Raw genomic sequence first — 25,834 nt, forward strand, 5'->3', positions numbered from 1 at the left:
AACAGCACCTGCGCGCCATTGGCGAAGTCACCGAACTGCGCTTCCCAGATGGTCAGCGCATTCGGCTCGGCCAGCGAATAGCCGTACTCGAATCCGAGCACCGCTTCTTCCGACAGCAGCGAGTTGATGACTTCGTAATGGCCCTGGTTACCGCCGAGGTGGTTGAACGGCGTGTAGCGACTCTCGTCTTCCTGGTCGAACAGCACCGAATGGCGCTGCGAGAAGGTGCCGCGTTCGCTGTCCTGGCCGGACAGGCGGACATGGTGGCCCTCTTCCATCAGGGTGCAGAACGCCAAGGCTTCGCCGGTCGCCCAGTCGATGCCGATGCCGCTGTCGATCGCCTTGGCGCGGGTGTCGAGATAGCGCTGCACGGTGCGATGAACCCGGAAGCCATCGGGCACCTTGGTGATCTTGCTGCCGATCTCGCGCAGCTTCTTGACATCGACGCCGGTGATGCCGCGGCGCGGATCCTCTTCCTGGTCGGCGGACTTGAAGCCCGCCCACTTGCCGTCGAGCCAGTCGGCCTTGTTCGGCTTGTAGCCGGCACCGGCTTCCAGCTCGGCATCGAGCCGTGTACGCCAGTCGGCCTTGGCCTTGTCGATCTCGCCTTCGGTCATGACACCGTCGGCGATCAGGCGCTTGGCATAGAGGTCCAGCGTCGAAAGATGCGCGCCGATCTTCTTGTACATCACCGGCTGGGTGAACGCCGGCTCGTCGCCTTCGTTGTGGCCGTGGCGCCGATAGCAGAACATGTCGATGACGACAGGCTTGTGGAACTTCTGCCGGAACTCGATGGCGATCTTGGCCGCGAACACCACGGCTTCCGGATCGTCGCCGTTGACGTGGAAAATCGGCGCGTCGATCATCTTCGCGACGTCGGACGGATAGGGCGACGAACGCGAATAACGCGGATAGGTGGTGAAGCCGATCTGGTTGTTGACGATGAAGTGGATCGAACCGCCGGTGCGATATCCCTTCAGGTCGGACAACGCGAAGCATTCCGCGACCACGCCCTGGCCGGCGAACGCCGCGTCGCCATGCATCAGCAGCGGCAGCACGGAAATACGGTCATCCGGCGGATCGCCGTTCTGATCCTGCTTGGCGCGGACCTTGCCGAGCACCACGGGATCGACGATCTCGAGATGCGACGGGTTGGCGGTCAGCGACAGATGGATCTTGTTGTTGTCGAACTCGCGGTCCGACGAAGCACCGAGATGATACTTGACGTCGCCGGAGCCTTCGACTTCGTCGGGATTGGCGGAGCCGCCCTTGAATTCATGAAACAGCGCGCGGTGCGGCTTGCCCATCACCTGGGTCAGCACGTTGAGGCGGCCACGATGCGGCATGCCGACCACGATGTCGCGGACGCCGAGACTGCCGCCGCGCTTGATGATCTGCTCCAGCGCCGGAATCAGCGATTCGCCGCCGTCGAGACCGAACCGCTTGGTGCCGGTGAACTTGACGTCGCAGAATTTCTCGAAGCCGTCGGCCTCGACAAGCTTCATCAGGATGGCGCGACGGCCCTCGGGGGTGAAGCTGATTTCCTTGTCCGGCCCTTCGATGCGTTCCTGGATCCAGGCCTTCTGCGCCCGGTTCGAGATGTGCATGAATTCGACGCCGAGCGTCTGGCAGTAGGTGCGCTGGCAGATCGCGACGATCTCGCGCAGCGTGCCGTATTCGAGGCCGAGGACGTGGTCGAGGAAGATGCGGCGGTCGTAATCGGCATCGGTGAAGCCATAGGAGCGCGGATCGAGCTCCTCATGGTCCTTCTGGCCCTCGATGCCGAGCGGATCGAGGTTGGCGTGGAAATGGCCGCGCATCCGGAAAGCGCGGATCAGCATCAGGGCGCGCACCGAATCGCGGGTCGCCTGGTTGATGTCGCCGGTCGCGGGTTCGGCGCCGGGCTTCGCAGCCTTGGCGGCGAGCTTGGCGCCGACGGCCTTTTCGACCTGCGCCCAATTGCCGTCCATCGCGGAAGTGAGATCGTCGTTCGGAAGTACCGGCCAGTTGGCCTTCTCCCAGGACGGGCCCTCGGCGTTCTTCTGAACGTCAGACGGCGAGTCCTTCAGGCTCTTGAAGAACTCCTGCCACTCGGCGTCGACCGAGGAGGGGTCCTTCTCGTAACGAGCATAGAGTTCGTCAATGTAAGTGGCATTTGCGCCCTGCAAAAACGAAGAAAGGGCAAAAGCGGCATTCGCGTCCTGGCGAGACATGATTGCTTCCTGATTTTTAGTGTCGCGCGGAAAGATATGGCGAGAGCCGATCCGACTGCCGGAACGGCCTGAATAGCGCGGACCTTCTACCCTATTTAGTCTAAAGTTGCGCCCTGAAAAGTGCGAAGAATTGAATATCTCATCAACTCTTTGTACGATGAGTTTAACGGAGTTTTAATCGACGGCGCTGAGGCTTTCCCTGGCCAGTGCGGCGGCGTCGCCCTGCAGGGCGCTGCGGCGCGCACGCCTGGCAACCGCCCGCCCGCAGGCCTTATCCAGCAAGGCCTGCGCAGCCGTGCCGGCGGCATCCGCTACGGCTGGATCGCGCGTCACCATGGCAGCGACGATCGCGCCGTCCATCAGCAGGCCGATCTGGTGGGCGAGAAAGTCCGGTTTGGCGGCGCCCGCGGCGCGCGCCAGGCCCGCGATATGGCTCAGCACGAAGGATTTGTGCGCCATGGTGATGGCCCGCAAGCGGGTCTCGTCCTTCGGATGCTCGCCCACGGCATTGATGAAGACGCAGCCGTAATAGCCCTCTTCGCCGAACCATTTCTTCAGCACGGGAAAGATCGAATCGAGCTTTTCCCGCGGGGTTTTGCCGGTTTCGATGCCGGCAATGAACCAGCCGCGCCAGGTCCGGCCTTCGGCTTCGAGCACGGCTTCGACGAGTTCGCTCTTGGATTTGAAGATCTTGTAGAGGGTGGTTTTGGCAGTCCCGGCCTCGGAGACGATGGCGTCGATACCGGTGGAATTGATGCCGTTCTTGCAGAACAGTCGTGTCGCTGCGTCCATCAACCGGTCGCGCGGGGCTACCACGGCAACGTTGATCTCGGCGGCCTGCGGGATCGCATCGGTCATGTCTTTTCATATGACACGCCGCGCCCGAACCGCAAGCGATGATCGGATTCTGGCTGAGATTCGAGCGGTAAAGCCGTATTTTGGTGATATAAGTGGCGGTTTTCCAGAGGATTGATTTTCGAGCAGTCACCTAACCCGTTCGTAACGCTCGCCTTTCCTCCGGGGGGTTCGCTGGCATGCTTCCTGCTAAGATACAGAACGTTCTGTATCCAGCCATCTACAGGGAGAAACCCATGACCGCTGTTGCCGCAAAGACCGTCCTGACCGGTTGCCTCGCACCGATCGACAAAGGCGGGCTCGACCAGCTGATTGCCAACGGCAAAGCCAATTCCCAGCGCCAACATGAGGGCTGTTCGTTTCATGGCAGCACCGTCACGTAATTCTGTCTATTCGCCATCGGCTGGACCGTGTACCTCGCCGCGCTGACCATTAAGCTTCCAGCGATCCGACGCCGAGCCTGTGTCGGCTTCCCGGAGGCCGCCGTGCTCGGTCCAATGGTTATAGGAAATTCAACGCCTCGGGCCGATTACGAGCAGCGACCACCCGGCAGGGGGGATGCACCAATCACTCCCGGTCGAGGGGGAGGCGTTCACAGATTTTCGCCAAAAATCCCGAGGGTGACGGTTGACGAAGGAGGGCCTCCCTCATGCTGTGGCATGGGCTTTTGCCTGGTCCTCCCGTGACGCCCGACGGCAGGCATGTCTCAGCGCAACGACCAGTGTCGGGGGGGGGGCGATCACAGTCCGAGCCCTTTCTCTCGAATGGAAGAAATGCGGTCGCCGGATAACAATTGGCACCAAATGGCAAGACTGGTGATCTGCCTATGCTCGAAATGGCCCCCGCGTCGTTAGTCAGATTAAACGAAGAGGTATGTCCATGTTCCGCTCGGTTGGGATCAGTCTCGCATTTGTTTCGGTTGCACTGACCGGTGGAGCATTTGCCCAGGCGCCAGGCGGCAAAATGCCGGTCACCGTTGACAATTTCGCCCGCGCTGAGACCGATCATTATCTCGCGGCGAATGCAAAGGCCGTAGGCGGGCTGGGCAAGTTCCAGCACTCCCGGGAGCCCGTATCGATCGATAAGCAAACGGTCATCCGCATGAACCGGGATACGCTGTATTCGTTTGCTGTGTTTGATCTTGCCGGCGGGCCGGTAACGCTCTCGCTGCCTGACACGGGCAAGCGCTATATGTCGATGATGGTCGTCGATCAGGATCACTACCTGCCGGTCGTCGCCTACGGCACCAAGGCGGTTACGCTGACGCAGAAATCGGTTGGCACTCGATATGCCTTTGTCGCTATCCGGACGCTGGTCAATCCCAATGATCCGAAGGATCTAGGCGAGGTTCACAAGCTTCAGGACGCCATCAAGGTCAGCCAGAAGGCAACAGGCAAGCTCGACCTTCCAAACTGGGATGAAGGGAGCCTGACGGATGTCCGCAATGCGCTGCTCGGACTAGCAAAGTTCCAGACGTCGTTTCGCGGTTCATTTGGCGCCCGCGGCCAGGTCGATCCGATCCAGCACCTGATCGGCACGGCCGCCGGGTGGGGCGGTATTCCGGATAAGGACGCCATCTACGTAAGCTTCACGCCTGCGAAGAACGACGGCAAGACGGTCTACACCTTCAATATGCCGAAGACCGTGCCGGTGAAGGAATTCTGGTCGGTCAGCGTGTACAACGCGAAGGGCTTCTTCGAGAAAAACGAATACAATGCCTATTCGATCAACGACCTCACCGCGAAGAAGAATACCGACGGCTCGGTGACCGTCCAGTTCGGCGGCTGTGACGGCAAGATCCCGAACTGTCTTCCGGTCGTTGAAGGCTGGAACTACACCGTCCGGCTTTATCGGCCGGAGCAACCCCTTGCCAGCGGCAAGTGGAAACTCCCGGAGGCTAAGCCCTTAAACTGAGCCTCAAGCCGAAGGGCCGAGCGTATCCAAGCCCCACACCGTCATTCGCCGATTGGCGTGTCAGTGGTCGTGCAGAAATGCTCAAGGCGACACGCGCTTATCCCAGCCGCGATTGTTCGCGGAACTGTCGCGGCGCGACACCGGCAATTCGGCGGAAGGCGCGGCTGAAGTGTGCCGGATCCGTGTAGCCGGACGAAAATGCAATATCGATAATCCTGGAATCCGTGTCGCGCAGAAGCTTGCTCGCATTCTCATATCTGACGGTGTCGAGCAGATCTGAATAGCTCAGGCCGACATGCGCGAGTTTGCGCTGAAAGCTTCGTGTGCTGACGCCCGCCATTTCAGCGACCTCAGCAAGAGCCGGAATTCCGTCGTCCAGATAGGACGGCAGCATCAGTTTCACCAGCTCAACGATGTCATAGCCGGACGGGCCATCTTCGTGAGCTTGCGGCGCAGGGCTCACGTCTTTCCGGCGGTTGGAGAGACTGAGGTGCGAGATCGGCAAGTCGATCCACGCGGCATGCTGGCCTGACAGGAACCGCACATTGGGCCACAAGGATTGCGTCGCCGGACGGGGCGTGTAGCGCGCTTCAAAGGCGATCGTCGCCGGCATCCAGTCCGGCCCAGCGAACTGCCGGACAATGTGTATGGAGAAAATGTTCTGGATCCATTGCAGGTGCTCCATATGCAGAAGCCCGTTAGTCCCGGCGAGCCTGGTGCAAATCCGCGCGTGATCGTCATCGTGCTCGATCCACATGCTCAGAATCGTATCCTCCCGCGGCGCCCATGCGCAGGCGTGCCGTAGCGCAACGAGCAATGTCGGGGAGTGAGCGATCAGGGCCCGCGTTTTCTCGCGCATATGGGAGAAATGCAGCCGCTGGCTGGCCAGGAAGCCGAATTCTTCAATGCCCTGACTTCTGCGGGCGGTTTCCATGAAGCGGATTGCCGGCATCAGCGGGACGTAGAGATCGCTCTTGTCTACCAGAGACGACGGAAGCCGAAACTTGGCCAGAAGCGAACTCGTCGGCGCACCGGTATCATCGAGAATCCCGACGAAAGGCAGAAGAAACTGGCAGCGCGTCAAAGGGATGTTAGCCATTGGGTCTCGTCACGATCATCAGTAGGCCCTTGTCATCAGCCACAATTTCATTGGAATCGCTACTGGCGAGGCCGCAGAATTTCATCGTTCTATTGCCGGCATATGTCGATCTCGACTTGCAGCGGCCATCGCGGCGTGTGCGTCTCAACAAGAATTCACCTGCAATCGGCCTGATCGGTCGCGATTGGCGCGAAGTGGCAAGACGGCCGGCCTTCGTCTGCACGAAATGACCCGGACAGGGGTCGCCTGTCGATCGGAAGGCAACCGGGCCGGACGCAGGCGTCGGCTTCCCCGAAGAGTCCGCCCCACGGAACGTCGGCGCCGGCCCGGCTTTGCTTCCGCCTTCCCAATGAGCCCGACAAGTAAACTGGAACCACTATGTTCAGAACACTGATCATCGCAGCGGTCGTTGGCGTCACATCGATGCAAGCGGCACGCGCGCAGACTGATCTCAGCGCCTATGCCGACGCCGATGGCTATTTAGACGTTCAGAAATTGACGTGCTCGCAGCTCACCAGCACATGGCAGCAGGACGCGGACATGCTCACCACCTGGTATAGCGGGTGGTACGACGGCCTCGCGCGCAAGCACGTGATGAACATCAAGCACGCGCGCGAAGCCGAGCACGAGGTGATCGTGCACTGCAAGGCCCATCCGGACAAAACGGTGATCGAAGCGATCGGCGTTGTCTTCAAGGACATGCGGGCCAGACTCGGAATCAAGATGAAGCCGTAAACACGAGCACGCCCCCGCGGAATGCCTGGGGGACAGCATCAATGTCAGGAGACACAGTGCGCTATCTCGCTATCGGGTTGACGTCGGCATTACTGAACATGCCAGCTTGGGCGGCCGATCTCCCGCAACCTGTCCCACCGCGGGCGCCCGTCAACGCATCGGCGCCAAGCTTCTACGTGACCAGCTATATCTGGGCCAGCGCGATCGATGGACGGAGCGCGACGTTCCCGCCGCTGCCGGCCACGAACATCAATCTGGGCTTCCGCGATGTGCTCAAGGAGCTCGATGGCGCGATGATGCTTGCTGGAGAGATGCGTATCGATCGGTGGAGCTTTGTGGTCGATGGGCAATTTTCTCAGGTCACGGCCGGAGGCAACCTGCCTGGTCCGTTCTTCTCGTCGCTGAAAGTGCGCTCGCAAAGCACGACCATTCAAGCCTCGGCCCTCTACCGGGCTTACACGGATGCGAACGTGTCGCTGGATGTGGGAGGCGGCATCCGGTTCTGGAATCTGAACAACAGACTCGAAATCCAGCCTGGCCTCGCCAATCTTTACATCGATCATCGCCAAACTGAGATGTGGGTGGACCCTACTCTCGGTGCCCGGCTCGGACTGAAACTCGGTGGCCCATGGAGCCTGACACTCGCCGGCGACGTCGGCGGCTTCGGTGTCGGCTCACGCTTCTCGTGGCAGGCCCTGAGCACGGTCAACTATGCATGGAACGAGAACTGGACGTTGAAAGCCGGCTATCGCGGGCTGCATGTCGACTATCGCAACGACGGATTTCTGTACGAGGTGACCATGCATGGCCCCGCCATTGCAGCAACCTACCGGTTTTGATCGGCGGCGCTGACTCACCTTCGAAGTGGCGGCCCGGCCAGATGGTCGGATCTGCATTCAAGGAAACTCAGCCGCCTCATGATCCCGGCACTCTTGAAATGAATGGGGACTATCCATGACTGCAAACCTGGCTCGATCCGCAGGCGCATCCATCTTCGTGCTGCTTACGATCTGCGGGCAGCCCCTCGCGCAATCAAGCGAAGCCCCACCGAAGGTCACTGATCCGCATTTCAAGATCGCGCCCGGCTATCTGAAGCCGTCCGAACTGCCGAACAGCCTCGTCCTGCTCGGTCCTCCTCCCGAAAAGGATTCGGCTGCGCTGGCTAGGGACGAAGAAGCCCGCAAGGCAACGCTCCCGCTGCGCGGCACCGACCGCTGGAAACAGGCCTATACCGACGCCGATCTTGCCTTCCCGCAGGCCGCCGACAACTTTTCCTGCGCGATGGGTATCAAGGTCGACAAAGAGCAGACCCCGCGCCTCTATGCCATGATGCAAAAAATGTTGTCCGACTTCGGGCTGTCGACCTATGGCGTGAAGAACAAATACAACCGCACCCGCCCCTTCGTCGTTCACAACGAAGCCACATGCAGGGCGGATCAGGAAGCGATCCTGCGGGGAGACGGCTCCTATCCGTCGGGCCACACGGCTGCCGGCTGGGGATGGGCCCTCGTCTTCGCGCAGATCAATCCCGAACGTTCCAACGAGTTGTTCACGCGCGGCGTCGCTTTCGGCCAGAGCCGCGTGATCTGCGATGCGCATTGGCAGAGCGATGTCGATGCGGGCCGCATCATGGGAGCAGCGACCGTCTCGCGGTTGCAGACCAACGCGACCTTCCTCGCCGACCTCAAAGCTGCGAAGGTGGAGGTGAAGGCAGCGAAGGCGAGGCGCGCTGCGCCGGCTTGCGCGGCCGAGACAACGGCCTTGTCCACGCAATAAGCGGGCATTGACTTTGAGCAGCGGGCTTCTTCGACCGATTTATGGATGGCTTCTGGTTTGCACCCTTGGCATGGGTGCGACCGATGTTGCCTTCGGCAAGGACGACAACGATCAAGCGGCTCAATTCACCGCGCCAAACGTCTATCTGGATCTTCGAACGACCTACGCGACAGCCCCCGGCGGCGCCATCGGAATAGGCTTCGGCAACACGTCGCTGTTTTCGGTTCTGGGAGCGATCGCCCTCGCGGCCGGCCACACGCCGTCGACCGTGCCGACCCATATAAAATTGCCGACGGTGCACGCGGTCACGGTCGATATCCCGCTGACCGTCGATCTCAACGATCGGGTGTCGGTCTATGGCGGTGTTTCGGTGAACGCCAACACGGTGCCGCTCGGCGGCTGGACGGATATCGACATCGCGAGTTGGAACGTCGGCTTCCAGGCTGATCTCTACAAACAAAACGGTGGCGCGCTCCCCACCGTCACCGTGCAATCGACCATCACGCAATCGCTGCCGATCGGCCCATTTGCGACGACGAATTTCAACAACGTCATCGAGTTCGACTATGCCTTGGACGAGGATCAGACGAAGGGATTTTTCTTTGGCCTCCAGGACACCCGCGTCGTGGTGCAAAGCGCATCGGCGGAGGTCCATCCGAGCATGATCGGATATGCCGGTGGCTACTATCAGTGGCCGAACAACTGGAAAGCGTCCGCCCGCGTCGGCGTGCAATCATTCGGCGGCGTCGACCTCCTGAACAGAACGCTGATCCAGCCCTTTACCCAACCCATCATCCGCCTCGACCTCGACCGCATGGACGACAACGACAATCGCGTGTTCGGTGTGATGGTGCAGATCCAATGGATCCCACAGCCGTCCTACCAATTGACGTTCAGAACGCCGCTCTATCTGACGGGGAACTAGCCAGCGTTTGTGTCTGAACTCACCATGGCACGACGCCGGCATCGTCGAGCCTTGATGCCGCTTGATTGGCCGCCGCGTGCCGATGAGTAGGGTGAAATCTGTTCGTTCTGTCGCTGTGGCTTAGCTCATCGGGTATGTTCGGCCACCTATTGGCACATTCCGGTGGTACAAAGACCCCATTCGCAGTGGTGATAAGTATCTGATTTTTCTTGTGTTACGGCTCTGGACCGACAATCCTTTCCTGGACGCGAGTCAACTTGTCGCCTAATTGAGAAATCGAACGTCAGCGCAAAACAAAAAGGCCCGCTCTCACGAGCGGGCCTTTTGCATTCTGATAGCAGCTAAAACCCTAGCCCTTCAGCAATTCCACCAGCGTGGTGCCGAGGCGTGCCGGGGACGGCGACACCGCGAAGCCGGCGGACTTCATCGCCGCGATCTTCGACTGCGCGTCGCCCTTGCCGCCCGACACGATCGCGCCGGCATGGCCCATGCGACGTCCGGGAGGCGCGGTGACGCCGCCGATGAAGCCGACGATCGGCTTCTTGCGGCCGCGCTTGGCTTCGTCCTTGATGAACTGCGCGGCGTCTTCTTCCGCCGAACCGCCGATTTCACCGATCATGATGATCGAGTGGGTCTTCTCGTCGGCGAGGAACATCTCGAGGATGTCGATGAACTCGGTGCCCTTCACCGGATCGCCGCCGATGCCGACCGCCGAGGTCTGGCCGAGGCCGGCCATGGTGGTCTGGAACACGGCTTCATAGGTCAGCGTGCCGGAGCGCGACAGGATGCCGACATTGCCGGGCTTGAAGATATTGGCCGGCATGATGCCGATCTTGCATTCGCCGGCGGTGACGACGCCCGGGCAGTTCGGCCCGATCAGGCGCGACTTGGAGCCCGACAGCGAACGCTTGACGCGCACCATGTCGAGCACCGGGATGCCTTCGGTGATGCAGACGATCAGCGGGATTTCCGCATCGATCGCTTCACAGATGGCGTCGGCGGCGCCCGGCGGCGGCACGTAGATCACCGAAGCATCGGCGCCGGTCTTGTCGCGGCACTCGGCCACGGTGTCGAACACCGGCAGGTTGAGGTGGGTGGAGCCGCCCTTGCCGGGCGAAGTGCCGCCGACCATCTGGGTGCCGTAGATCACCGCCTGTTCGGAGTGGAAGGTGCCGTTCTTGCCAGTAAAGCCCTGGCACATCACCTTGGTATTCTTGTCGATGAGAACTGACATCGGCTTACTTTCCCTTCACGGCGTTGACGATCTTCTGCGCAGCGTCGTCGAGATCGTCGGCGGGCAGCACGTTCAGGCCGGATTCACGAATGATCTTTTTGCCTTCCTCGACATTGGTACCTTCGAGGCGGACCACGAGCGGCACGGTGAGGCCGACGGTCTTCACCGCGGCGACGACGCCGGCAGCGATGATGTCGCACTTCATGATGCCGCCGAAGATGTTGACCAGGATGCCCTTCACGGAGGGATCCGAGGTGATGATCTTGAACGCCGCGGTCACCTTCTCCTCGGTGGCACCGCCGCCGACGTCGAGGAAGTTGGCCGGGCTTTCGCCGTACAGCTTGATGATGTCGAGTGTGGCCATCGCGAGGCCGGCGCCGTTGACCATGCAGCCGATGGTGCCGTCGAGCGCGATGTAAGCGAGGTCGTACTTGGAGGCCTCGATTTCCTTGGCGTCTTCCTCGGTGGTGTCACGCAGCGCGACGATTTCCGGGTGGCGATACAGCGCGTTGCTGTCGAACGACATCTTGGCGTCCAGGCACTTCAGCTCGCCGGTCTTGGAAACGATCAGCGGGTTGATCTCCAGCATGTCCATGTCCTTCGCAATGAAGGCTGTGTAGAGCTGGGTGATCAGCTTGCCGGCCTGCTTGGCGAGATCGCCGGTGAGGCCCAGCGCCTGCGCCACGGTGCGGCCGTGGTGCGGCATCACGCCGGTAGCGGGATCAACGGAGAAGGTGATGATCTTCTCGGGCGTGCTGTGCGCGACGTCCTCGATGTTCATGCCGCCTTCGGTGGAGACCACGAAAGCCACGCGCGAGGTTTCACGGTCGACCAGCAGCGAGAGGTAGAATTCCTTCTCGATGTCGGAGCCGTCTTCCAGATAGATGCGGTTGACCTGCTTGCCGGCGGGGCCGGTCTGCTCGGTCACCAGGGTTGCGCCGAGCATTTCCTTGACGAACTGCTTGGTCTCTTCGATCGACCTGGAGAGGCGGACGCCGCCCTTCTCGCCGGCCGAAGCTTCCTTGAACTTGCCCTTGCCGCGGCCGCCGGCGTGGATCTGGCTCTTCACGACCCAGAGGGGGCCGCCGAGTTCCTTCGCCGCAGCTTCGGCTTCCTCGGCCTTGAGGATCGGCACGCCCCTGGAAACGGGCACGCCGAATTCCTTCAGCACGGCCTTCGCCTGATATTCATGGATGTTCATTAGTCGCTCCCGAACCCCGGATGGTGAACTTGAATGTCCGCTGTTTTTGAATTGGCATACCGTATACCACGGATGCCGCTTGTCAAAAACCACGGTAATTCCATATAGCGAAAAGTTGGCGGAAGGGGTTCGCTGTATTGCCTGCCAACAACGCCGGAAGTGAAACCGGCACCCTTTTGGGGTGCCGGTGGGATGGTAGGGTTGGCTTTAGCCGCCGAGCAGGTCGGGGGCGATCTTCTTGCAGGCGTCCATCAGGCCCACCACCGAGGCGACCGATTTGTCGAAGCATTCGCGGTCCTTGCCGGTAAGCTCGATCTCGACGATGCGCTCGACGCCCTTGGAACCGATCACGACGGGAACGCCGACATACATGTCCTTCACGCCGTATTCGCCGTTCAGGTAGGAGGCGCAGGGAAGCACGCGCTTCTTGTCCTTGAGGTAGCTGTCGGCCATCGCGACGGCCGAGGCGGCGGGGGCGTAGAAGGCCGAGCCGGTCTTCAGCAGGTTGACGATCTCGGCGCCGCCGTTGCGGGTGCGGTCGACGATCTCGTCGATGCGGGCCTGCGAGGTCCAGCCCATCTTCACCAGGTCGGGCAGCGGGATGCCGGCGACGGTGGAGTACTTGGTCAGCGGCACCATGGTATCGCCGTGGCCGCCGAGCACGAAGGCGGTGACGTCTTCGACCGAAACGTTGAATTCATCGGCCAGAAAGTAGCGAAAGCGCGCGGAGTCCAGCACGCCCGCCATCCCCACCACCTTGTTGTGCGGCAGGCCGCAGGCCTTCTGCAGCGCCCAGACCATCGCGTCGAGCGGGTTGGTGATGCAGATCACGAAAGCGTTCGGGGCGTACTTCTTGATGCCGGCGCCGACCTGCTCCATCACCTTGAGGTTGATGGAGAGAAGATCGTCGCGGCTCATGCCCGGCTTGCGCGGCACGCCGGCGGTCACGATGATGACGTCTGCGCCTTCGATCGCCTCATAGGAGTTGGCGCCGGTCATTTTGGCGTCGAAGCCGTCAACCGGGGAAGACTGCGCGAGATCGAGCGACTTGCCCTGCGGCACGCCCTCGGCGATGTCGAACATCACCACGTCGCCCAGTTCTTTCAGGCCGATCAGGTGAGCCAGCGTTCCGCCGATCTGACCGGAGCCAATCAATGCGATCTTGTTGCGCGCCATGAGAAATCTGTCCTTTGAGCCCGAAGGGAGGGGAGGTGGGAGCACGATATGCTGAGTGGCTGGTTATCCCTTTCGCAGGAACCGTTCAAGTCGCGGCCGCAGCAAATGTCCGCCGCCGGGCTGCATTGCGTTTTATTGACCCCCTTGTCATTCCGGGGCGGGAGCAGCGCCAGCTGCGAGCGAACCCGGAACCCAGAGGTGCGTAAAACATCTCGGGCTTCCGGGTTCGCGTGCCAGTCGGCTGCGCCGCTGGCTTGAGCCCCGGGATGGCAACTTCATTACGTCTCCACCAGCCCGGTGGTCGCGCCGGACGCGGTGGAATCGCTGCGGCCGTGGGGTAGCGCCAGATAGGATTCCGAACCCATCTCGAACAGCCGCGAGGCGGTACGGGCGAATTCCATCGCCTCGAATCCTTCGCTGGCCTGGTACAAAGCGTGCGGTTCGCCGGCGGCGGAGGCCATCAGCTTCACGGCGTTGTCATAGAGCGTGTCGATCAGCGCGATGAAGCGCTTGGCGGCGTTGCGGTCGCCGTAATCCATCATCGGAATCCGGTCGATGAACAGCGTGTGGTACTCATGCGCCAGCCGCAGATAGTCCGACGCGCCGAGCGGCTTCTCGCACAGCTCCGCAAAGGAAAACCGCGCCACGCCGTGCGCTTCGCGCGGGACATGCAGCGTGCGGCCCTTGATCGTGAGGTCGCGCGGCCTGCCGGCGCCGCCGGCGAGCTTGACGAAGGCCGCATCGAGCGCCGCTTCGGCGGCGGCATCGGCCGGCACCAGCCACGTCTTCAGGCCGACCAGTTTTTCCATCCGGAAATCGGTGCGCGAATCCAGCCGCATCACCTCCATGTGGTCTTCGATCTGCTTGATGAAGGGCAGGAACAGCGCGCGGTTCAGCCCGCCCTTGTAGAGGTTGACCGGCTCGACGTTCGACGTCGCGAACACCACGGTGCCGAGCTCGAACAGCCGCGAGAACAGCCGGCCAAGGATCATCGCGTCGGCGATGTCGGTGACGTGGAATTCGTCGAAGCACAGCAGCCACGCTTCCTCGAAGATTGAATTGGCGGTCAGCGCGATGACGTCACCGTCGGGCAGTTCGCCGCTGGCAACCTTCTGGCGGAAGCCGTAGATGCGCTCGTGCACGTCGGCCATGAATTCGTGAAAATGCCAGCGCCGCTTGAGGGTGACCGAACTGCTCTCGAAGAACAGGTCCATCAACATCGTCTTGCCGCGGCCGACTTCGCCGAACACGTAGAGCCCGCGCGGCGGGCCGCCGTTTTTGTCGGCGAATAATCGGCCGAAGAAGCTCTGCTTGCGTGGCGGGGTATAGGTCGAGAGCGTCGCGTCGAGCTGCGCGATCGCCTCGACGGCGCGCGCCTGCGCCGGATCGGCCTCGATCGTGCCGGAGGCGACGAGAGACTGATATTGCTGGCGAAAGGAAGTGGGGGCAGCGGAGGACATGGCCGCTAACGGCCTTACGCGGGCGAAAATTGCAAGATGCGAATTGGGAGGGGGGATATGCGGGGCGCTCTTAGTTCTCCCCCCCCGCGCTCAATTGTCATCCCCGCCCATGCGGGGGTCCAGCAATCGCAGGCGTTCCGGCTTGTCGCCGATACCTGCGTTTACCGGGTCACCCGGTCAAGCCGGGTGACGACAGCCTTCCTGTTTCTCTACGCGCTCAGCGCATAGGCGTCCTCTACCACGTAGGGGCCGCCGCCGGTGGACGCGCGCGACGAGTACAGCACGAAGCGCTGCGCCTTGAAGGTCTTGGTGGGGAAATAGCCGCGCATCGACAGATAGTCGGCAACGTCCTGGTTGGAGGCGTCGCGCAGCCGCGCCAGTGTAACATGGGGGATGAACTTGCGGCCCTCGGGATCGAGGCCGCAGCGCCGGATCAGACGCTCCAGCTCGGCCTGCAACTCGATCAGAGGTCGGCTCGGCACCACAGACGCCACAACCGCGCGCGGCTTCTTGCCGCCGAAGCTCGACAGCCCCTGCAAGGCGACTTCGAACGGCTTGCGGTTGACGCGGTCCAGCAGCGAGGCGATCTCGTTGGCCGAGACGCCGTCGATGTCGCCGATGAAACGCAGGGTGACGTGATAGTTCTCGGGATCGACCCAGCGGGCGCCGGGGAGGCCACCACGCAAATGGGAAAGGGTCTGGCCAATCTCGGCCGGTATTTCCAGTCCGGTGAACAAACGCGGCATAGGTAGCTCCTCCGTGCAGGGGCCCGATCTTCGCCGAAAAGTGCAAGCTGCTTTAAGGTGCTGCCACTTCTCGGCGAAAATCATGCCCGAACAAAAGGGCCGGTGACGAATCACCGATGCCTTTTTTAGCGTAGTTCAGTGACAGCGCGAAGCGTTCAACCCCGGGGGCAGGCATGCCTCCCGGGAAATCCCCTTGTTAAGGTTGCCGGTGCCCGTTTTTCAGCGGGGCTGCTTATTGATCGAACCGATAAATGCCTCGACGCTGGGCAGGATGTTTTTCACGACGATGTCGACGCCCTCCGCGGTCGGGTGCATGCCGTCGGGCAGCGCCAGCCTGGTATTGCCGGCGACGCCTTCGAGGAAGAACGGATACAGCGGCACGCCGAACTGCTTCGAAAGGTCCGGATAGATCGCGTTGAATTTATCCGCGTAGTCGGCGCCGTAGTTCGGCGGCGCCAGCATGCCGCACAGGAGCACGGTGATGTTGCGCGCCTGCAACCGCTTGATGATCTCGGTCAGCGCCTCGCGAGGTACTTTCGGGTCGGTACCGCGCAAGGCATCGTTGGCGCCGAGCTCCAGGATCACGCCCTGGGTGCCGTCGGGAACCGACCAGTCGAGCCGGCCGAGGCCGCCCGAAGTGGTGTCGCCGGACACCCCGGCATTGATCATCTCGACCGCTATGCCCTTGTCTTTAAGCGCCAATTGCAGCCGGATCGGAAACGCCGCCGGCGCCGGCAGGCCGTAGCCGGCGCTCAGCGAATCACCGAGCACCACCAGCTTTACAGGCTTCGCTGCGGGATCCTGTGCGGCGGCAGGCGCGATCGGCAGCGCCAGCGTCAAACCGGCGGCCATCAGCCACATAAACGTGCGCAGCGCCCCCTCGACCATCGCAAGGCAAGTACCATATGAAGCCTGCATGGACACTTTCATCGAAGCCTCATCATCGGCCGGACTTTCCCCGGACACCATTGTTATTTCGAACGTCGACCTGTCGCTCGGCAGCGGCGCAGCACGCGTGCATATCCTCAAGGATATCAGCCTGCGCGTCGGCTCCGGAGAAGCGATCGGCCTGATCGGTCCGTCCGGCTCCGGCAAATCCACGCTGCTGATGGTGATGGCCGGGCTGGAACGTCCTGACAGCGGAGAGGTGGTGGTCAACGGTACCTCTTTCAATGCGCTGGATGAAGATGGCCTTGCACGGTTTCGTGGCCGTCATGTCGGTATTGTGTTCCAGAGTTTCCATCTGATCCCGACCATGACCGCGCTGGAGAACGTCGCGGTGCCGCTCGAGCTCGCCGGCCGCAGCGATGCGATGGCGCGGGCGGCGGGCGAGCTGGAAGCCGTGGGACTTAGTGGCCGACTGCACCATTACCCCACGCAATTGTCCGGCGGCGAGCAGCAGCGCGTTGCTTTGGCCCGTGCGCTGGCGACGGACCCGGCGATCCTGGTCGCGGACGAGCCGACCGGCAATCTCGACGAAGCCACCGGCAGCCAGATCGTCGATCTCCTGTTCGCGCAGCATGCCCAACGCGGCATGACGCTGGTGCTCGTGACCCACGATACCGCGCTGGCGCATCGCTGCGACCGCGTGGTGCGGCTGCGCTCCGGCCATATCGAAATCGCCTGATGACAACGCAGGACACGACCATTCCGGCCAGCCGCGGTCCGTCGCTGGCGCTGCGTTATGCGCTGCGCGAGATGCGCGGCGGGCTGCGCGGCTTCTACGTGTTCATCGCCTGCATCGCGCTCGGCGTCATGGCGATCGCCGGCGTCGGCTCGGTCGCCGCCTCGCTCAGCGAAGGTCTGGCGCGCGAGGGCCGCACACTGCTCGGCGGCGACGCCGCGTTCTCGCTGATGCAGCGCGAGGCCAGCCCGGAAGAACTCGCCTTCCTGCGCTCGCGCGGCCAGGTTTCCAGCGCGGCGACGTTGCGCGGCATGGTCAAGGCCGCCGACGGCCAGTTGGCGCTGGTCGAGATCAAGGCCGTCGATAGTGCCTATCCGATGCTCGGCCAGGTCACGATGGCGCCCGACATGGCGGTCAGGGATCTCGTTGCCGAGCGCGATGGCGCATTTGGCGCTGCGACCGATTCGACGCTGATGGCGCGGCTCGACCTCAAGCTCGGCGACCGCGTCACCGTCGGCTCCACCACCTTCCAGATCCGCAGCGTAATCTCCGCCGAGCCCGACAAGCTGTCCGGCGGCGTCGGCTTCGCGCCCCGCTTTCTCGCCAGCGAGGAGGCGCTGCGCGCGACCAAGCTGCTGCAGCCAGGCAGCCTGGTGCGCTGGATCTATCGCGTCCGGCTGCCCGACAACGCCGCCGGTGACCGCGCCGCCAATGCGCTGGCCGATGATACCCGCAAAGCCCTGCCGCAGGTCGGCTGGGAAATCCGTACCCGCGACAATGCTTCGCCACAGCTTGAGCGCACCATCACCCGCTTCACCCAGTTCCTGACGCTGGTTGGCCTCGCCGCGCTGCTGGTCGGCGGCGTCGGTGTCGCCAACGCGGTGAAAAGCCATATCGATCGCCGCCGCGACGTCATTGCCGCGCTGAAGGCGCTCGGCGCCACCGGCCGCGACGTGTTTGCGATTTACCTCACGCAGGTGCTGGCGCTGGCGGCGATCGGCTCGTTGATCGGCCTGGTGCTCGGCGCCGGACTGCCCTTTGCCGTGGTCGGGCTGTTCGGCCACCTGCTGCCGCTGCCGGTGGTGCCGGCGCTGCATCCCGGCGAACTCGGCTTGTCGCTGCTCTATGGTCTGCTGACGGCTTTGGCGTTCGGCCTATGGCCGCTGGCGCGGGTCCATGACGTGCCGGTGGCGGCCCTGTTTCGCGACGAGGTGTCCGGCGAAACCCACCGGCCGAAGCGACGCTATCTGGTCTGGATGGCGCTGGTGATCGCGCTCTTGATCGCCGTGGTGATCGGCCTCGCCTACGACAAACGCGTCGCCGGGGTGTTCGTGGTGTCGTCGATGCTGGTGTTCGCGCTGTTGCGCGGCATCGCCTCGGCGATGATGGCTTTCGCCAAACGCCTGCCGCGTCCCTCCACCACCATGTTGCGGCTGGCGATCGCCAATATCCACCGGCCGGGCGCGCTGACGCCGTCGGTGGTGATGTCGCTCGGGCTCGGCCTCACCGTGCTGGTAACGATCACCCAGATCGACGGCAATTTGCGCCGCCAGTTCATGGCGGCACTGCCGGAGAAGGCGCCGTCGTTCTACTTCATCGACATCCCCTCCACCGAGGCGGAGCGCTTCGGCGCGTTCCTCAAGGAGAAGGCTCCGCAAGCCACCGTTGAGGACGTGCCGATGCTGCGCGGCCGGATCGTCGCGGCGCGCGGCGTCAAGGCCGAGGACCTCAAGCCGTCGGCGGACGCCGAATGGGTGCTGCAGAGCGACCGCGGCATCAGTTACACCAACGAGGTGCCCAAGGGCTCGAAGCTGGTCGAGGGCCAATGGTGGGCGCCGGATTACAATGGGCCGCCGCTGGTCTCGTTCGAGAAGAAGCTGGCCGACGGGCTCGGGCTGAAGCTCGGCGATGAAGTCGTGGTCAACGTGCTTGGCCGCGACATCTCCGCCAGGATCTCCAACATGCGCACGGTGGACTGGCAGAGCCTGGGCATCAATTTCGTGCTGGTGTTCTCGCCCAACACCTTCCGCGGCGCGCCGCATACCCATATCGCGACGCTGGCCGAGGCGCAGCCCGACCCGTCGAAGGATGCCCCGCTGATCAAGGCCGTGGCGGAAGCGTTCCCGATGATCACCAGCGTCCGAGTTCGCGAGGCGCTCGATACGATCGGCACCGTCGTCACCAACCTGGTGCTGGCGATTCGCGGCGCCAGCGCGGTGACGCTGCTCTCGGCGATCCTGGTGTTGGGCGGGGCGCTGGCCGCCGGCCACCGCCACCGGGTCTATGACGCGGTGATTCTCAAGACGCTCGGCGCCACAAGGTTGCGGCTGCTCGGCGCCTATGCGCTGGAATATCTGATGATCGGCTTTGCCACCGCTGTATTCGGCGTCGTCGCCGGCTCGGTCGCGGCCTGGCTGATTGTGACACGGCTGATGACGCTGAGCTTCATCTGGCAGGCCGGCAGCGCCGCCGGCGTCGTGCTGGCCGCGCTTATTGTCACAGTGGGGCTCGGCCTTGCCGGTACGCTGGTCGCGCTGAACCAGAAACCGGCCACTGTATTGCGGAATTTGTGACCCGAAACGGCAAGAATGCCGCTTAAAGCTGTTATTTTGCTATTATAAAGGTATTTGCGGCAGCGGCGGATTTACCACTCGGGCGGACATATCGGGTGGGGCGACATTCCGCCACGCGTGGAAGCTTGCGGTGAATGTGTTAGTTTACCACATACCCTCTGGGTCAGACGACCGGCGTGAATGACATTGATTTAATGTCAGGAATGCCGGCTCTGGGATACAATTCGAACCGGCGGCGCAAACCCTTTGCGGCCAGACGGACAACACAGGATTTCGACCATGTCGGACTTCGATCGTAATTATGCTTCTCCTTTCGGCCGGGCCGCCGCGCGTGACACCGCTGCGGTCGATGCCGGGCTGCGCTCATACATGCTGCGGATTTACAATTACATGTCGATCGGCCTGGCCATCACCGGTCTGGCCGCGCTCGGCGTGTACATGGCGGCCGTGACCACCGACCCGTCGGGCGCTGCGGCCAAGATCGGCAGCTCGTTCCTGACGCCGTTCGGCTACGCAATGTTCGTCAGCCCGCTGAAGTGGGTGTTCATGCTGGCGCCGCTGGCGATGGTGTTCGCTATCTCGTTCGGCATCAACCGCCTCAAGCCCGCGACCGCGCAGCTGATGTTCTGGGCCTTCGCGGCCCTGATGGGCATCTCGCTGTCGTCGATCTTCCTGGTGTACACGCACACCTCGATCACCCGGGTGTTCTTCATCACCGCGGCCTCGTTCGGTGCGCTGAGCCTGTACGGCTACACCACCAAGCGTGACATGACGGGCATGGGGTCGTTCCTGATCATGGGCCTGTTCGGCATCATCATCGCGAGCCTGGTCAACATCTTCGTGGCCTCCTCGATGCTGCAGTTCATCGTCTCGGTGGTCGGCGTGCTGATCTTCGCGGGCCTCACCGCCTACGATACCCAGCGCCTGAAGAACGACTACATCTACGGTTACGCCTCGCAGGGTGGCGATATCGCGGAACGTGCGGCGATCACCGGCGCACTGTCGCTGTACCTGAACTTCATCAACCTGTTCACGCTGCTGCTGCAGCTGCTCGGGCAGAAAGAGTAACCTTCGGGTTTTCCGGATCTTTCAAAGCCCCGGCCTCACGGCCGGGGCTTTTCTTTTGCCGTCATGAAAATTACGCTGCGGCATGTCCGATATTCAAATCAGGCCCGCCGCGGCGGCCGATCTTGCCGCCATCACCGCGATCTACCGCGAAGAGGTGCTGCATGGCACCGCGACCTTCGAGCTGATCCCGCCGGATCTCGTCGAGATGACGCGCCGCTTCGAGGCGCTGACGTCTGCGGGCTTCCCCTGGCTGTCGGCGCTGCTCGACGGCCGTGTCGTCGGCTATGCCTATGCCGGAAGTTTCCACGCCCGGCCCGCCTATCGCTTCACCGTGGAGGATTCGATCTATCTGGCGTCGGACAGCCAACGCCGCGGCATCGGCACCAGGCTGGTGCAGCGGCTCATCGAGGAATGCGAGGTGAGGGGCTTCCGCCAGATCGTCGCGGTGATCGGCGACTCCGCCAATGCTGGCTCGATCGGCGTTCACGTCAGCGCCGGCTTCCAGATGATCGGTATCCATCCCGATGTCGGCTTCAAATTCGGCCGCTGGCTCGACGTCGTGATGATGCAACACGCGATCGGCGGCGGCGGGCGGTCGGTGCCGGATGACGATCCCGCGCAGAAGTAGCCGCTATATCACCGCCAGCTTGCGGTCGATCACCAGCAGCACGCGGTCGAGTTCGTGGCCGCGGCGCAGGATCAGGCCGCTGGCGGAAATCACGCTGTAGATGCCCTGCTTGCGCGCCAGCCGGGGGTCTTTTTCGATCCGGTAGATCGGCACTTCGGAGGCGCGCCGGAACACCGAAAACACCGCGCGATCTCGGAGGAAGTCGATCGCATAATCGCGCCACTCGCCATCGGCGACCATGCGGCCGTACAGGTTCAGTATGCGATTGAGTTCGATGCGGTTGAACGTGACGGTAGGGGCGACCACGTTGCGGTCTGCCCCGCGACTCTCGCCGGGATCGGTATCCCCTGGTGTCAAACTCATGCAGCGCCTCCTGTCACAGGTTTCGCATGATCGCGCCGTCCTGCCTGTGCTGCAAGGGGCCGCGGCGCGGCATCAGGTGCCCCCTGGAAATGTGCTGTCACGGGATCGTTAGAGCGATCTTATTGCCGCCAGATTTTCGCCCAGCGGCGGCCTAGCTGCGTTGCGAAAAGAAGTCACTGCGTTGGGCCCGGTTCTTCTGGTCCTGGATTCCTCAGCCCCCAGCCCCCCGGGGCCGCTTGGGTCGGGCCCGCGCAGGGTTACTCTACTGGGACCAACGTAAGTTGGTCCTTTTCTTTTGGATGGTACTTGTCATTCCGGGGCGCGAGCGAGCCCGGAATCTCGAAATGGGACGATGAACAACTCGGGGTTCCGGGTTCACGCTCTGTCGGCTCCGCCGCCCGAGCGCGCCCCGGAATGACGTTGAAGCGTTATTGCAGAGACGTCATCGTCGCGCCGAGCATGGCGCCGGGATTGTCTCGCGTCCCGTTCTGGACGTAGACCACCGCGGCATCGACACCTTCGAGGCGGATGTTTTCCAGCGGTACAGTCCAGCTTTCCGCCGTTCCGGTCCAGTCGCCGACCTTGAGCCAGTTCCGCACTACATTGTAGTAGGTCAGCGCCTGGCCGCGATTCTCGCCGCGGCCGATGGAGATCGGCACGGCTTTTGATACCGCGAAGATCCAGACTTCGCCGCGGGCAGCATAAGGGCTGTTGCCGGAAGCGGCGACGGCGACGTTGACCTGTTTGCCCGAGATCGTCAGCGACACCGGCACCGACATGACGCCATCGTTTTTTCGGGTGTCGGTGATCGCGGATTCGATCTTGCTGCGGTCGCTGCCGATCGCTTGCTGGGTGCCGTTGATGACGACCTGCGGCGTATAGACGTCACGATCGCCACGCATTTGTGAATAGGATTTCTGTCTCGCGCTGAACCGGGCGTCCGCCAGCGTGTCCTTCCAGCCGAGATAGTCCCAGTAGTCGATCGGAAGACTGAGTGCGATCACCGAGGGGTCGCGGGCGAGGTCGCCGATGATCTTGTCGGCCGGCGGGCAGGACGAACATCCCTGCGAGGTAAACAGCTCGACAACCGCGCGGGGTTGGCTGTGCGCGGTACCGATCATAGCAAGCACGGCGCAGACGCTGGCTGCGCCGGTCCATCGCGATATGCCTTGAGACGACTTCATGAATTGCCACGGTTGAAAAGCGACACGTAACAGACGGTGCCCCGATCCGGAAGGGCCGCTAAGTTCATTCACCTTCATACGACGGAAGGCGGCCCTTGATAGGCCGCCTTCCGTTCACTAACCACTCAACACGCCGTGAGGCAGTATGGCTCACGGCGTGTTGTGATCGATCAGGCCAGGAGTTGACGCAGCACGTACTGGAGAATGCCGCCGTTCCGGTAATATTCGAGTTCGTCGAGCGTATCGATGCGACACAGCAGCGATACTTCACGCTTGGTGCCGTCGGCCGAAACGATTTCCGCCACCAGCTTCTGGCGCGGCTTCAGTTCGCCCTGCAGACCGCGGATGGTGACCTTCTCGTCGCCCTTGAGGCCCAGCGACTTCCACGAGGTGCCGCTCTCGAAGGTCAGCGGCAGAATGCCCATGCCGACGAGATTGGAGCGATGGATGCGCTCGAAGCTCTCGGTGATCACGGCGCGGACGCCGAGCAGGCGGGTGCCCTTGGCAGCCCAGTCGCGCGACGATCCGTTGCCGTATTCGGCTCCGGCGAACACTACCAGCGGCACCTGCTCGGCTTGGTACTTCATCGCAGCGTCGAAGATCGCCATCTGCTCGCCGTCGGGCCAGTGCTTGGTCATGCCGCCTTCCGGCACGTTACCGTCGGCGCCCTGCAGCATGAAGTTCTTGATGCGGATGTTGGCGAAGGTGCCGCGCATCATGACCTGGTGGTTGCCGCGGCGGGTGCCGTACTGGTTGAAGTCGGCCGGGCGCACCTGATGCTCCGACAGATACTTGCCAGCGGGCGACGTCAGCTTGATCGCGCCGGCCGGCGAGATGTGGTCGGTGGTGATCTTGTCGCCGAACATCGCGAGGATGCGGGCGTCGACGACATCGACGATCGCTTCCGGCTCGCGCTTCATGCCTTCGAAGTAGGGCGGGTTCTGCACATAGGTCGACGCCATGTTCCAGGCGTAGGTCTCGCTCTCGACCGTCTCGATGCCCTGCCAGTTGACGTCGCCCTTGAACACGTCGGCGTACTTCTTCTTGAAGATTTCCGCGGTGACGAATTCCTTCATGTAGGAATTGATCTCCTGCGTCGTCGGCCAGATGTCCTTGAGATAGACCGGACCATCGGTGCCTTCGCCGATCGGCTCGACCGCGAGGTTCTTGGTGACGGAGCCGGCCAGCGCATAGGCGACCACCAGCGGCGGCGACGCCAGGTAGTTCGCCTGCACGTCCGGAGAGACGCGGCCTTCGAAGTTGCGGTTACCCGACAGCACGGCGGCGGCGATGATGCCGTTGTCATTGATCGACTTGGAGATCTCCTCCGGCAGCGGGCCGGAATTGCCGATGCAGGTGGTGCAGCCGAAACCGATCAGGTTGAAGCCGATCTTGTCGAGGTCCTTCTGCAGGCCGGAATTGGCGAGATATTCGCCGACCACCTGGCTGCCCGGAGCCAGCGAGGTTTTCACCCACGGCTTTGATGTCAGTCCCTTGGCGACCGCGTTGCGGGCCAGCAGGCCCGCGCCGATAAGCACCGAGGGGTTGGAGGTGTTGGTGCAGGAGGTGATCGCGGCGATCGCCACGTCGCCATGGCCGAGGTCGAAGTCGCGGCCTTCGACCTTGAAGCGCACGCCGTGGTCGGTGGCCTTTTTGTATTCGGCGGTCATCGCGGCGTCGAAGCCTTCCGCGATGGCGGGCAGCGCGACGCGGCCTTCGGGACGCTTCGGGCCGGCCATCGAGGGGACGACATCGGCGAGGTTCAGCGACAGGGTTTCGGTGAACACCGGATCGGCGGATTCCGCGGTGCGGAACAGGCCCTGCGCCTTGGCGTAGGCTTCGACGAGCGCGACGCGCTCGGTTTTGCGGCCGGAGGTCGTGAGATATTCCAGCGTCGCGTCATCGACCGGGAAGAAGCCGCAGGTGGCGCCGTATTCCGGCGCCATGTTGCCGATTGTGGCCTTGTCGGCGACCGACATGAAGTCGAGGCCGGGGCCGTAGAATTCGACGAACTTGCCGACCACGCCCTGCTTGCGCAGCATCTGGGTGACGGTCAGGACCAGATCGGTGGCGGTGACGCCTTCCTTCAGCGCGCCGTCGAGCTTGAAGCCGATGACTTCCGGCAGCAGCATCGACTGCGGCTGGCCGAGCATCGCGGCTTCCGCCTCGATGCCGCCGACGCCCCAGCCGAGCACGGCGAGGCCGTTGACCATGGTGGTGTGCGAATCGGTGCCGACGAGCGTGTCGGGATAGGCGACTTCATACTTGCCGGCCTTGCCATCGACAGTCATTTCCTGGACGCGGGTCCAGACGGTCTGGGCGAGATATTCGAGATTGACCTGGTGGCAGATGCCGGTGCCGGGGGGGACGACCGAGAAGTTCGAAAACGCCTTCTGGCCCCACTTCAGAAACTCGTAGCGCTCCTGGTTCTGCTTGTATTCCTCGGCGACGTTCTTGCCGAAGGCCTCGTTATTGCCGAAGAAGTTCACGATCACCGAGTGATCGATGACCAGATCGACCGGGACCAGTGGGTTGATCTTCTCGGCATCGCCGCCGAGCGCCTGCATCGCATTTCGCATGGCGGCCAGATCGACCACCGCGGGCACGCCGGTGAAATCCTGCATCAGCACGCGGGCGGGGCGGAAAGAGACTTCGTGCTCGAGCTGGCGCTTCTTCAGCCACTCGGCGACGGCAAGGATGTCGGCCTTTTTGACGGTGCGGTCGTCTTCATGACGCAGCAGGTTTTCGAGCAACACCTTCATCGAATAGGGCAGCTTCGAAATGCCGGCCAGGCCGTTTTTTTCAGCCAAGGGCAGGCTGTAATAGACATAGGTCTTGTCGCCAACCTTGAGGGTCGTCTGGCATTTGAAGCTGTCGAGCGAGGTCATGTGGAGCAGTCCCAATTCTTCGTTTCAGGGATACCCGGCAAAAGGTATCAATACACCGCAGCGGGGCAACCTGATTGACTTGCAGGTACCGATTGTGTGCTGCATCAAGTTCCGGCTTATAGAATCTTTCTAGAGCCGCCGCCACACTGACAATCGTTTCGCAGCAATGCGG

21 protein-coding genes and 1 pseudogene are annotated in these 25,834 nt (G+C 62.5%); 10 read left to right on the forward strand and 12 right to left on the reverse strand.

The annotated features are described in order from the left end of the window. Together JWQ24_RS09655 and JWQ24_RS09660 are read right to left on the reverse strand one after the other, a co-directional pair. Positions 1-2,213: 2-oxoglutarate dehydrogenase E1 component (locus JWQ24_RS09655; protein WP_299807040.1), on the reverse strand; the 2,213-nt coding region annotated here is incomplete at its 3' end. 174 nt (positions 2,214-2,387) lie between these two features. After that, a complete protein-coding gene (locus tag JWQ24_RS09660) occupies positions 2,388-3,071 on the reverse strand; it encodes a TetR/AcrR family transcriptional regulator (protein ID WP_299807042.1) in 684 nt (227 codons plus the stop codon). A 233-nt stretch (positions 3,072-3,304) separates the two neighbouring features. Between JWQ24_RS09660 and JWQ24_RS09665 the strand changes: the two are divergent. Together JWQ24_RS09665 and JWQ24_RS09670 are read left to right on the forward strand one after the other, a co-directional pair. Continuing rightward, positions 3,305-3,400: pseudogene (locus JWQ24_RS09665) on the forward strand (OsmC family peroxiredoxin); the annotation flags it as partial. A 547-nt stretch (positions 3,401-3,947) separates the two neighbouring features. Then, positions 3,948-4,982 carry a DUF1254 domain-containing protein gene (locus JWQ24_RS09670; RefSeq protein WP_299807044.1) on the forward strand — a complete coding sequence of 345 codons (1,035 nt, stop codon included), beginning with the start codon at positions 3,948-3,950 and terminating at the stop codon, positions 4,980-4,982. 97 nt (positions 4,983-5,079) lie between these two features. Here the strand turns inward: JWQ24_RS09670 and JWQ24_RS09675 are convergent, their stop codons facing one another. Then, positions 5,080-6,081, reverse strand: coding sequence for an AraC family transcriptional regulator (locus JWQ24_RS09675; protein ID WP_299807046.1), 1,002 nt, complete (start codon positions 6,079-6,081; stop codon positions 5,080-5,082). Positions 6,082-6,459: 378 nt separating this feature from the next. Between JWQ24_RS09675 and JWQ24_RS09680 the strand changes: the two genes are divergently transcribed. From JWQ24_RS09680 to JWQ24_RS09695, 4 genes are all read left to right on the forward strand, one after another. Beyond that, complete coding sequence (locus JWQ24_RS09680) at positions 6,460-6,816, forward strand: HdeA/HdeB family chaperone (RefSeq protein WP_299807048.1); 357 nt, start codon at positions 6,460-6,462, stop codon at positions 6,814-6,816. A gap of 56 nt (positions 6,817-6,872) precedes the next feature. Next, the gene (locus JWQ24_RS09685; protein ID WP_299807050.1) at positions 6,873-7,655 is read left to right on the forward strand and encodes a hypothetical protein; all 783 of its coding nucleotides are present in this window, start codon (positions 6,873-6,875) and stop codon (positions 7,653-7,655) included. A gap of 115 nt (positions 7,656-7,770) precedes the next feature. Further along, on the forward strand, positions 7,771-8,592 hold the full coding sequence (locus tag JWQ24_RS09690) for a phosphatase PAP2 family protein (protein WP_299807052.1): 822 nt from the start codon (positions 7,771-7,773) through the stop codon (positions 8,590-8,592). Between the two features lie 70 nt (positions 8,593-8,662). Beyond that, positions 8,663-9,517: a hypothetical protein gene (locus JWQ24_RS09695; protein ID WP_299807054.1), complete on the forward strand. Its 855-nt coding sequence runs from the start codon at positions 8,663-8,665 to the stop codon at positions 9,515-9,517. A gap of 349 nt (positions 9,518-9,866) precedes the next feature. Here JWQ24_RS09695 and sucD read toward each other — a convergent pair whose 3' ends face one another. The 6 genes from sucD to JWQ24_RS09725 form a co-directional block, all read right to left on the reverse strand. Beyond that, positions 9,867-10,751, reverse strand: coding sequence for a succinate--CoA ligase subunit alpha (gene sucD, locus JWQ24_RS09700; RefSeq protein WP_299807056.1), 885 nt, complete (start codon positions 10,749-10,751; stop codon positions 9,867-9,869). A 4-nt stretch (positions 10,752-10,755) separates the two neighbouring features. Further along, complete coding sequence (gene sucC, locus JWQ24_RS09705) at positions 10,756-11,952, reverse strand: ADP-forming succinate--CoA ligase subunit beta (RefSeq protein WP_299807058.1); 1,197 nt, start codon at positions 11,950-11,952, stop codon at positions 10,756-10,758. Positions 11,953-12,159: 207 nt separating this feature from the next. Next, positions 12,160-13,128, reverse strand: a complete 969-nt coding sequence (gene mdh / locus JWQ24_RS09710) for a malate dehydrogenase (RefSeq protein ID WP_299807059.1) — start codon at positions 13,126-13,128, stop codon at positions 12,160-12,162. A 278-nt stretch (positions 13,129-13,406) separates the two neighbouring features. Then, positions 13,407-14,588: a cell division protein ZapE gene (gene zapE / locus JWQ24_RS09715; RefSeq protein WP_299807060.1), complete on the reverse strand. Its 1,182-nt coding sequence runs from the start codon at positions 14,586-14,588 to the stop codon at positions 13,407-13,409. A gap of 209 nt (positions 14,589-14,797) precedes the next feature. After that, positions 14,798-15,334, reverse strand: a complete 537-nt coding sequence (gene thpR, locus JWQ24_RS09720; RefSeq protein WP_299807062.1) for an RNA 2',3'-cyclic phosphodiesterase — start codon at positions 15,332-15,334, stop codon at positions 14,798-14,800. Between the two features lie 219 nt (positions 15,335-15,553). Continuing rightward, on the reverse strand, positions 15,554-16,186 hold the full coding sequence (locus JWQ24_RS09725) for an arylesterase (RefSeq protein ID WP_299807135.1): 633 nt from the start codon (positions 16,184-16,186) through the stop codon (positions 15,554-15,556). Between the two features lie 64 nt (positions 16,187-16,250). On the opposite strand from JWQ24_RS09725, the gene JWQ24_RS09730 reads away from it, so the two are divergent. From JWQ24_RS09730 to JWQ24_RS09745, 4 genes are all read left to right on the forward strand, one after another. After that, positions 16,251-16,961: an ABC transporter ATP-binding protein gene (locus tag JWQ24_RS09730; protein ID WP_299807064.1), complete on the forward strand. Its 711-nt coding sequence runs from the start codon at positions 16,251-16,253 to the stop codon at positions 16,959-16,961. Then, on the forward strand, positions 16,961-19,531 hold the full coding sequence (locus JWQ24_RS09735; RefSeq protein WP_299807066.1) for an ABC transporter permease: 2,571 nt from the start codon (positions 16,961-16,963) through the stop codon (positions 19,529-19,531). The genes JWQ24_RS09730 and JWQ24_RS09735 overlap by 1 nt, the downstream gene beginning before the upstream one ends. A 279-nt stretch (positions 19,532-19,810) precedes the next feature. Further along, positions 19,811-20,599: a Bax inhibitor-1/YccA family protein gene (locus tag JWQ24_RS09740; protein WP_299807068.1), complete on the forward strand. Its 789-nt coding sequence runs from the start codon at positions 19,811-19,813 to the stop codon at positions 20,597-20,599. Between the two features lie 82 nt (positions 20,600-20,681). Further along, positions 20,682-21,227, forward strand: a complete 546-nt coding sequence (locus tag JWQ24_RS09745) for a GNAT family N-acetyltransferase (RefSeq protein ID WP_299807070.1) — start codon at positions 20,682-20,684, stop codon at positions 21,225-21,227. Between the two features lie 3 nt (positions 21,228-21,230). Here JWQ24_RS09745 and JWQ24_RS09750 read toward each other — a convergent pair whose 3' ends face one another. The 3 genes from JWQ24_RS09750 to acnA all read right to left on the reverse strand — a co-directional run bounded on the left by JWQ24_RS09750 (position 21,231) and on the right by acnA (position 25,662). Next, the gene (locus tag JWQ24_RS09750; protein ID WP_299807072.1) at positions 21,231-21,590 is read right to left on the reverse strand and encodes a DUF2794 domain-containing protein; all 360 of its coding nucleotides are present in this window, start codon (positions 21,588-21,590) and stop codon (positions 21,231-21,233) included. A 428-nt stretch (positions 21,591-22,018) separates the two neighbouring features. After that, entirely contained in the window at positions 22,019-22,774 is a 756-nt protein-coding gene (locus JWQ24_RS09755; protein ID WP_299807074.1) for a thioredoxin family protein, read from the reverse strand. 170 nt (positions 22,775-22,944) lie between these two features. Continuing rightward, entirely contained in the window at positions 22,945-25,662 is a 2,718-nt protein-coding gene (gene acnA / locus JWQ24_RS09760) for an aconitate hydratase AcnA (protein ID WP_299807075.1), read from the reverse strand. Positions 25,663-25,834 lie beyond the last annotated feature (172 nt).

This window comes from Tardiphaga sp., from assembly GCF_028290495.1.
In the GTDB taxonomy this organism is placed as follows: Bacteria; Pseudomonadota; Alphaproteobacteria; order Rhizobiales; family Xanthobacteraceae; genus Tardiphaga.

Bases quoted from the DNA above. Each gene is read 5' to 3' on its own strand.
- JWQ24_RS09675 (WP_299807046.1), bottom strand. From the start codon at position 6,081: ATGGCTAACATCCCTTTGACGCGCTGCCAGTTTCTTCTGCCTTTCGTC.
- acnA (WP_299807075.1), bottom strand. From the start codon at position 25,662: ATGACCTCGCTCGACAGCTTCAAATGCCAGACGACCCTCAAGGTTGGC.
- JWQ24_RS09725 (WP_299807135.1), bottom strand. From the start codon at position 16,186: ATGGCCGCCGGTTTGACGCTGGCGCTGCCGATCGCGCCTGCCGCCGCA.
- JWQ24_RS09735 (WP_299807066.1), top strand. From the start codon at position 16,961: ATGACAACGCAGGACACGACCATTCCGGCCAGCCGCGGTCCGTCGCTG.
- JWQ24_RS09745 (WP_299807070.1), top strand. From the start codon at position 20,682: ATGTCCGATATTCAAATCAGGCCCGCCGCGGCGGCCGATCTTGCCGCC.
- JWQ24_RS09740 (WP_299807068.1), top strand. From the start codon at position 19,811: ATGTCGGACTTCGATCGTAATTATGCTTCTCCTTTCGGCCGGGCCGCC.
- JWQ24_RS09695 (WP_299807054.1), top strand. From the start codon at position 8,663: ATGGGTGCGACCGATGTTGCCTTCGGCAAGGACGACAACGATCAAGCG.
- JWQ24_RS09755 (WP_299807074.1), bottom strand. From the start codon at position 22,774: ATGAAGTCGTCTCAAGGCATATCGCGATGGACCGGCGCAGCCAGCGTC.
- sucC (WP_299807058.1), bottom strand. From the start codon at position 11,952: ATGAACATCCATGAATATCAGGCGAAGGCCGTGCTGAAGGAATTCGGC.
- sucD (WP_299807056.1), bottom strand. From the start codon at position 10,751: ATGTCAGTTCTCATCGACAAGAATACCAAGGTGATGTGCCAGGGCTTT.
- JWQ24_RS09690 (WP_299807052.1), top strand. From the start codon at position 7,771: ATGACTGCAAACCTGGCTCGATCCGCAGGCGCATCCATCTTCGTGCTG.
- mdh (WP_299807059.1), bottom strand. From the start codon at position 13,128: ATGGCGCGCAACAAGATCGCATTGATTGGCTCCGGTCAGATCGGCGGA.
- thpR (WP_299807062.1), bottom strand. From the start codon at position 15,334: ATGCCGCGTTTGTTCACCGGACTGGAAATACCGGCCGAGATTGGCCAG.
- JWQ24_RS09730 (WP_299807064.1), top strand. From the start codon at position 16,251: ATGGACACTTTCATCGAAGCCTCATCATCGGCCGGACTTTCCCCGGAC.
- JWQ24_RS09750 (WP_299807072.1), bottom strand. From the start codon at position 21,590: ATGAGTTTGACACCAGGGGATACCGATCCCGGCGAGAGTCGCGGGGCA.
- zapE (WP_299807060.1), bottom strand. From the start codon at position 14,588: ATGTCCTCCGCTGCCCCCACTTCCTTTCGCCAGCAATATCAGTCTCTC.
- JWQ24_RS09660 (WP_299807042.1), bottom strand. From the start codon at position 3,071: ATGACCGATGCGATCCCGCAGGCCGCCGAGATCAACGTTGCCGTGGTA.
- JWQ24_RS09680 (WP_299807048.1), top strand. From the start codon at position 6,460: ATGTTCAGAACACTGATCATCGCAGCGGTCGTTGGCGTCACATCGATG.
- JWQ24_RS09670 (WP_299807044.1), top strand. From the start codon at position 3,948: ATGTTCCGCTCGGTTGGGATCAGTCTCGCATTTGTTTCGGTTGCACTG.